At 71.5% G+C, this 6,973-nt stretch carries 6 protein-coding genes and 1 pseudogene; 4 read left to right on the top strand and 3 right to left on the bottom strand.

Annotated elements, in window-relative coordinates; all coding sequences use genetic code 11:
* The 3 genes and pseudogenes from ACZ53K_RS39170 to ACZ53K_RS39160 all read left to right on the top strand — a co-directional run.
* Window positions 1–165 (top strand): annotated as a pseudogene (locus ACZ53K_RS39170) (flavodoxin-dependent (E)-4-hydroxy-3-methylbut-2-enyl-diphosphate synthase); the annotation flags it as partial.
* A gap of 35 nt (window positions 166–200) precedes the next feature.
* Window positions 201–2,081 (top strand): 1-deoxy-D-xylulose-5-phosphate synthase, encoded by a 1,881-nt coding sequence (gene dxs / locus ACZ53K_RS39165; protein ID WP_468846845.1) that lies wholly within the window; start codon window positions 201–203, stop codon window positions 2,079–2,081.
* Between the two features lie 13 nt (window positions 2,082–2,094).
* Window positions 2,095–3,477: an aspartate aminotransferase family protein gene (locus ACZ53K_RS39160; protein ID WP_468846843.1), complete on the top strand. Its 1,383-nt coding sequence runs from the start codon at window positions 2,095–2,097 to the stop codon at window positions 3,475–3,477.
* A 368-nt stretch (window positions 3,478–3,845) separates the two neighbouring features.
* On the opposite strand, the gene ACZ53K_RS39155 is transcribed toward ACZ53K_RS39160, so the two are convergent.
* Complete coding sequence (locus ACZ53K_RS39155) at window positions 3,846–4,433, bottom strand: helix-turn-helix domain-containing protein (RefSeq protein ID WP_468846840.1); 588 nt, start codon at window positions 4,431–4,433, stop codon at window positions 3,846–3,848.
* Window positions 4,434–4,540: 107 nt separating this feature from the next.
* On the opposite strand from ACZ53K_RS39155, the gene def reads away from it, so the two are divergent.
* Window positions 4,541–5,200, top strand: a complete 660-nt coding sequence (gene def, locus ACZ53K_RS39150; protein WP_468846838.1) for a peptide deformylase — start codon at window positions 4,541–4,543, stop codon at window positions 5,198–5,200.
* Between the two features lie 18 nt (window positions 5,201–5,218).
* Here def and ACZ53K_RS39145 read toward each other — a convergent pair whose 3' ends face one another.
* Both ACZ53K_RS39145 and ACZ53K_RS39140 read right to left on the bottom strand, forming a co-directional pair.
* Window positions 5,219–5,881 (bottom strand): hypothetical protein, encoded by a 663-nt coding sequence (locus ACZ53K_RS39145; protein ID WP_468846835.1) that lies wholly within the window; start codon window positions 5,879–5,881, stop codon window positions 5,219–5,221.
* A 69-nt stretch (window positions 5,882–5,950) separates the two neighbouring features.
* Entirely contained in the window at window positions 5,951–6,760 is an 810-nt protein-coding gene (locus tag ACZ53K_RS39140) for a tyrosine-protein phosphatase (RefSeq protein ID WP_468846833.1), read from the bottom strand.
* Window positions 6,761–6,973 lie beyond the last annotated feature (213 nt).

The raw sequence follows: 6,973 nt of genomic DNA, 5'->3' as shown, positions 1-6,973 counted from the left end.
GCGTCCGGCAACGGCAAGGGCCAGATCTTCGTGAAGGGCGAGGTCATCAAGACGGTGCCCGAGTCGAAGATCGTCGAGACCCTCATCGAAGAGGCCATGAAGATCGCGGCGGGCATGGAGGCCGAGGGAGTGATACCGGGCGCCCCCGACATCACCGTCAGCTGAACCCGTAGAGCTGTACCCATGGAGGGGGACCGAGCATGTCGATGCTGGAACAGATCCGCCACCCGCGCGACCTCAAGGAGATTCCCGGCGAAGCCCTCGGCACACTCGCCGAGGAGATCAGGCAGTTCCTCGTGCACGCGGTGGCGCGGACCGGCGGCCACCTCGGGCCCAACCTGGGCGTGGTGGAACTGACCATCGCCCTGCACCGGGTCTTCGACTCGCCCGCCGACCGCATCCTGTGGGACACCGGCCACCAGTCGTACGTGCACAAACTGCTGACCGGCCGCCAGGACTTCTCCAAGCTGCGCGGCAAGGGCGGACTGTCCGGCTACCCGTCCCGCGAGGAATCCGACCACGACGTCATCGAGAACTCCCACGCCTCCACCGTCCTCGGCTGGGCCGACGGCCTGGCCAAGGCCAACCAGGTACGCGGCCGGGCCGACCACGTCGTCGCCGTCATCGGGGACGGCGCGCTGACTGGCGGCATGGCCTGGGAAGCGCTCAACAACATCGCCGCCGCCAAGGACCGCCCCCTCATCATCGTCGTCAACGACAACGAGCGCTCCTACGCGCCCACCATCGGCGGCCTCGCCAACCACCTCGCCACCCTGCGCACCACCGACGGTTACGAGCGCTTCCTCGCCTGGGGAAAGGAGGTCGTACAGCGCGCCCCCGTCGTGGGCCGCCCGCTGTACGAATCGCTGCACGGCGCCAAGAAGGGCTTCAAGGACGCCTTCGCCCCCCAGGGCATGTTCGAGGACCTGGGCCTGAAATACGTCGGCCCGATCGACGGCCACGACATCGCCGCCGTCGAGTCCGCGCTGCGCCGCGCCGCCCGCTTCCACGGACCCGTCCTCGTGCACTGCCGTACGGAGAAGGGCCGCGGCTACCGCCCCGCGCTGGAGGACGAGGCGGACCGCTTCCACACCGTCGGCGCCATGGACCCGCTGACCTGCGCACCCGTCGCGCCGCCCGGCCCGCCCTCGTGGACCTCGGTCTTCGGCGACGAGATGGTGAAGATCGGCGCGGAGCGCCCGGACGTCGTCGCGATCACCGCGGCGATGCTGCAGCCCGTCGGCCTCGGCAAGTTCGCCGCCGCCTTCCCCGACCGTACGTGGGACGTGGGCATCGCCGAACAGCACGCGGCCGTCTCGGCGGCCGGCCTGGCCACCGGCGGCCTGCACCCGGTCTTCGCGGTCTACGCGACCTTCCTCAACCGCGCCTTCGACCAGGTCCTGATGGACGTCGCGCTGCACAAGTGCGGCGTCACCTTCGTCCTCGACCGGGCCGGCGTGACCGGCACCGACGGGCCGAGCCACAACGGCATGTGGGACCTGTCGGTCCTCAACGTCGTCCCCGGCCTGCGGATCGCCGCGCCGCGCGACGCCGACCAGCTGCGCGCCCAACTGCGCGAGGCCATCGACATCGACGACGCGCCGACCGTGCTGCGCTTCCCCAAGGAGTCGGTGGGCGAGCCCATACCGGCGCTGGAGCGGACCGGCGGCGTGGACGTGCTGGCCCGCGGCGAGCGCGCGGACGTCCTGCTGGTCTCGGTGGGCGTACTGGCCCCGATCTGCCTGGCGGCCGCGGAACTGCTCACCGAACGCGGCATCGGCGTCACCGTCGTCGACCCGCGCTGGGTCAAGCCCGTCGACCCCGCCATCGTCCGGCTGGCCGCCCGGCACGCCGCGGTGGCCGTCGTGGAGGACAACAGCCGCAACGGGGGAGTGGGCGCGGCGGTCGGCCAGGCGCTGCGCGACGCGGACGTGGACGTACCGCTGCGGACCTTCGGCATCCCCGAACAGTTCCTGGCGCACGCCAAGCGCGGCGAGGTGCTCGCCGACATCGGGCTCACCCCGGCCGAGATCGCCGGCCGGATCAGCGCCTCCCTGGCCCGTAAGGAGAACGACTCGTGACGGAGAACGGCTCGTGACCGGATTCGACCTGACCAAGCTGCTCGCCGAACGCGGCGCCGAGCGCTACGACCTGCACGCCAAGCACATCAACCACCAACTGCCGCGCATGCTGCACACCATCGGCTTCGACAAGGTCTACGAGCGGGCCGAGGGCGCCTACTTCTGGGACGCGGACGGCCTGGATTACCTCGACATGCTGGCCGGCTTCGGCGTGATGGGCCTGGGCCGGCACCACCCGGTCGTCCGGCAGGCCCTGCACGACGTCCTCGACGCGCAGCTGGCCGACCTCACCCGCTTCGACTGCCAGCCGCTGCCCGGCCTGCTCGCCGAGAAACTGCTGTCCCACACACCCCACCTGGACCGCGTCTTCTTCGGCAACAGCGGCACCGAAGCCGTCGAGACCGCCCTGAAGTTCGCCCGCTATGCCACCGGCAAACCCCGCGTCCTGTACTGCACCCACGCTTTCCACGGCCTGACGACCGGCTCCCTGTCGGTCAACGGCGAGGACGGCTTCCGGGACGGCTTCGCACCGCTGCTGCCCGACACCGGCATCGAGATGGGCGACCTGGACGCACTGGAGCGGGAGCTGCGCCGCGGCGACGTGGCGGCCTTCATCGTCGAGCCCATCCAGGGCAAGGGCGTACACCCCACACCCCCCGGCTTCCTGCGCGCTGCCCAGGAACTGCTGCACCGGCACAAGGCCCTGCTCATCGCCGACGAGGTGCAGACCGGCCTCGGCCGTACCGGCGACTTCTTCGCCTACCAGCACGAAGACGGTGTGGAACCCGACCTGGTGTGCGTGGCCAAGGCACTCTCCGGCGGCTACGTACCGGTCGGCGCGACCCTGGGCAAGGACTGGATCTTCAAGAAGGTCTACTCGTCCATGGACCGCGTCCTCGTCCACTCCGCCAGCTTCGGCGCCAACGCCCAGGCGATGGCCGCCGGCCTGGCGGTCCTCACGGTCATGGCGGACGAACAGACCGTCGCCAACGCCCGCCACACCGGCGACCTGCTCCGCACGAAACTGGCGGCCCTCGTCGACCGGTACGAGCTGCTGCACGACGTACGCGGCCGGGGCCTGATGATCGGCATCGAATTCTGCCGCCCCAAGTCCCTGAAACTGCGCGGCCACTGGACCATGCTCCAGGCGGCCCGCAAGGGCCTGTTCGCCCAGATGGTCGTGGTCCCTCTCCTCCAGCGCCACCGCATCCTCACCCAGGTCTCCGGCGACCACCTGGAGGTCATCAAGTTGATTCCGCCGCTGACGATCGGCGAACGGGAGGTGGACCGGTTCGTGGCGGCGTTCACCGAGGTGATGGACGACGCGCACCAGGGCGGCGGCCTGATGTGGGACTTCGGACGGACGCTGATGAAGCAGGCCCTGCAGACGCGGTAGCGCCGAGACCCGCCCACGCCCTGGTGCCACGTAGGGTGAACGCCCAGGTCGCCGCGCCGCAAGCCGACGGCCGAGGCCGGACGGCCGACATGGAGCGACGCGGCCGTGGCCTGCGAAGCCGGGCTGCGTCCTGGGCGGGAAGGACATCACGGGGTGATATCGGCGCGTACTCTCCGCGCGGCGGGCAGCACGGTGCTGGCGGGAGTCTTGCTCTTCGGAGCCGCCCCGGCCGCGTCGGCGGAGGCAAGGACGATGGTGACCACGGCACGAGCATGGCCTCCATCATTGGGCCCTACGCGCCGCCGCCCGCTCCGTACCCGTATCCGCCGCAGCCGCCCGTCGGGCCTCCGGGGGCGTGAACCCGCGCCCTACGCGGAGTCCTCGTTCAGGAGCGGGAACAGCCTGGTGACGGCGGCCACCGCCACCGTGCCCGCCGGGCGTGTGGCGGGCCGTTGGTCGCGTTCGCCGTAGGGGGCCAGCAGGGCGCGGACGGAGGCGGCGAGTTCGGCCATTTCGGCCGGGGTCAGGTGGACGACGGCGCTGAACGATGCGTCGTGCTGCCACTCGGCCGGTGCCCGGTCCCGGTGGGCGAGCCAGCGTTGGTAACTCTCGTCCTCCAGTCCGCGTGCGAGCACGTCGAACTCCTCCGGCGCTTCCTGTCCGGAGGGGGGCGGCGTGCGGGAGGACGGGGACTCCCAGCGGAGCCGCCACGGCCGGGCCCGCCCGCCGGTGTGCGGGACTTCCTCGATGAGGCCGTGCCGGGCGAGTTGGCGCAGGTGGAACGAGCAGAGGCCGGAGCTGTGGCCGAGCCGGGCAGCGGCCTGTGTGGACGTGACGGTGCCGACCTCGGCGAGCAGGTCCAGCAGGGCGATGCGTACGGGGTGGTCCGGGAGTGACTGCCGGGCGCGGTGCGACGGCGGTCCGGTGGGTGCTGTTCGATGGTTCTCCTCGCTCACTTTGCAAAGGGTGCTACTTTGCAAAGCGTTCGGTCAAGTCGGCTTGCCGTCGGGGCGGGGTGCCCGCCCCGGCCGGCTCAGGCCTGTGCGAAAGGCGTTGATACTCCATGGCTGTCGGTTCCGGTGACCTCTCACAGGACCGCCGGGTACGTGTGCAGGGCGTACCCGTGGACTCCTACCCGCGGCTCGCGCCGGAGGTCGAACGGGGTGCGGTACGCCGTATCACCGTGGTCGGGGAGGAGGTGCTGCACCGCCCGTGCCGGGAGGTCACCCGGTTCGGCACGCCGGAACTCTCGCGGCTGATCGACGACATGTTCGCCACCAACCAGGTGGCGGAGGGCGCCGGACTCGCGGCCAGCCAGGTCGGCGTGGACCTGCGGCTGTTCGTGTGGGACATGACGGACGACTGGGGGGTGCGCCACGTCGGGCACATCGCCAACCCGGTCCTGGACGAGGTGCCGGCCGAACGGCGCAGGCTGGTCGAGGAGTCCGAAGGGTGCCTGTCCGTGCCCGGCCCCTACCGTGTCGTGCCCCGCTTGGACCACGCCGTGGTGCGGGGCCGGGACAAGGACGGCAATCCGCTGGTGATCGAGGGCCGGGGCTACTTCGCCCGGTGTCTGCAGCATGAGACGGACCATCTGCGCGGCCACCTGTATCTGGACCGGCTCGCGCACCGCGAGCGCAGGACGGCGTTGCGTGAGATGGCGGAGGCCAAGGAGGCGAAGTTCGCCCGGCGTGCCGAACTGGCCGCGCAACTGGGCAAGTGACGCGGCGGTGACGCCGCGTCAGCTCCGCCCGTAGAACGCGTTCACCAGCGTCTCCATGCTCTTGCGGAACGAGCAGCTGAGCGCGATCCACGATCCGTCGACGAAGACCAGGTCGAAGCGGCCGCGGGGGAAGGTCGTTCGCGGCCTGGGGCGCAGTTCGGCGATGTCGGAGCGCGGGACCTCCACGGCGAGTTCCAGCTGGGGATCGCGGGCCCGCCAGCCGGTGGCGTGGTCGGTGACGACGAACAGGCGGCGGTCGGTGACCGCTTGGTGCACGGGGGAGCCGCCGGCGTTGGTGACCCGGACGTGGAACCGGCCGGCCATGCTCGTCCAGCCGCCTTCCATGGGCTTGCCGTACATCATGTGCTCGGCGGCCCTGTCGACGGCGTCCTCGAAGTTCTCCTGGGCTTCGCTGAGCCCGTCCGCGAAGTTTCCGGCGGTGCGAGTCAGCCGGTGGTTGGTGAAACGGTTGTCCGTGGCGATGCCGAGCGGCCGCGACGCCTTGCCCAGGACGCTGCCCAGCGCGCCGCGGAGCCGCTTCTCCAGAGGTGACTGCTTGCGCGGCACCCGCAGGTGGGCGGGAACGAGCGGCAGCGACGGGTACACCTCGTACTGCTCGCTCCGCAACAGGACTTCGCCGGGCTGGAGGAAGGGGAGGCAGGGAGTCGTGTGGTCGATCACGCGCCCATTGTCCCCGGGCGCGGAAGGGCACGGCCGGCAGGACCCGGCCGGCCGTGCGGACGCGGGCCCTCAGTCCTCCAGGAGCTGGAAGCGCAGCCGCTCGCGGGTCTCGGGGGACAGCTTCAGGCCCTCGCTCAGGTATGCGTCCGTCGAGCCCCAGGTGGTCCCGATGGCGTCGAGGGCCGCGGACAGGTATGCGGCGCGGGCGTCGAAGAGCGGCGCGAGCAGTTCCATGACCTCGGGGGACATGCCGGCGGCCGACTTGTCGGAGCGGCGCACCTTGTACCGGCGGTGCGCGGCGTTGGACTCCAGGTAGTCGGCCTCGATGGCTTCCGGCTCGACACCGACCGCGAGCAGCGTGACGGCGACGGACAGGCCCGCCCGGTCCTTGCCGGCCGCGCAGTGCATGAGCGCGGGGACGCTGTCCTCGGCGAGCGCGTGCAGGACGCGGCTGTGGTCGGCGGTGCGGGTGGTGATGATGTGGCGGTACGTCTGGGCCATCCGGCCCGCCGCCTTGCCGTCGCCCAGCGCCGTTCGCAGATGCCCCAGCTCGCCGTCGCGCACCATCGCCCAGAACTCGGCGCCGTCGGCCGGGTCGGTCAGCGGGATGTTGACGTTCCGTACGCCGGGCAGCGTGACGTCCGGGCCCTCCAGCCTGATGTCGGCGGCGTTGCGGAAGTCGAAGATCGTGTGCAGCCCCAGGCCGGCGAGGAAGGCGGCGTCCGCCTCGGTCGCCGCCGCCAGGTGGCCGCTGCGGAACAGCCGGCCCGCGCGCACCCGGCGCCCGTCCACGGTCGGCAACCCGCCCACGTCACGGAAGTTGCGCACCTCCGCGAGTTCGGCGTCGGTCGACGGGACCTCCGGGGTCTGCTGCGTCACGGGCGCTCCTCGGGATCGGTCGCCGACGCTGCTCGTCGACGAGGCGGGCCACTCCGACGATACGACATTGGTGCACTCCGCAATCAGGACGGTGACGGCGGGGGAGCGGGGCCCGGACCTGCTGCCACCGTCCCGATCGCACACCGGAACGAGCGCGGTCGCCCGGCGCCTGCGGACGCTCCCGAGCCCGCCCGCCGCCCGGGCCTCCGCACA

The sequence above is a fragment of the Streptomyces sp. NPDC033221 genome, assembly GCF_055577005.1.
Note: the sequence above shows the minus strand (reverse complement) of the source record. Positions and strands in the feature narration are given on the sequence as shown.

What these genes read in the sequence shown, in the direction of transcription:
- dxs (WP_468846845.1), top strand. Translation starts at nt 201, where the DNA reads ATGTCGATGCTGGAACAGATCCGCCACCCGCGCGACCTCAAGGAGATT.
- def (WP_468846838.1), top strand. Translation starts at nt 4,541, where the DNA reads ATGGCTGTCGGTTCCGGTGACCTCTCACAGGACCGCCGGGTACGTGTG.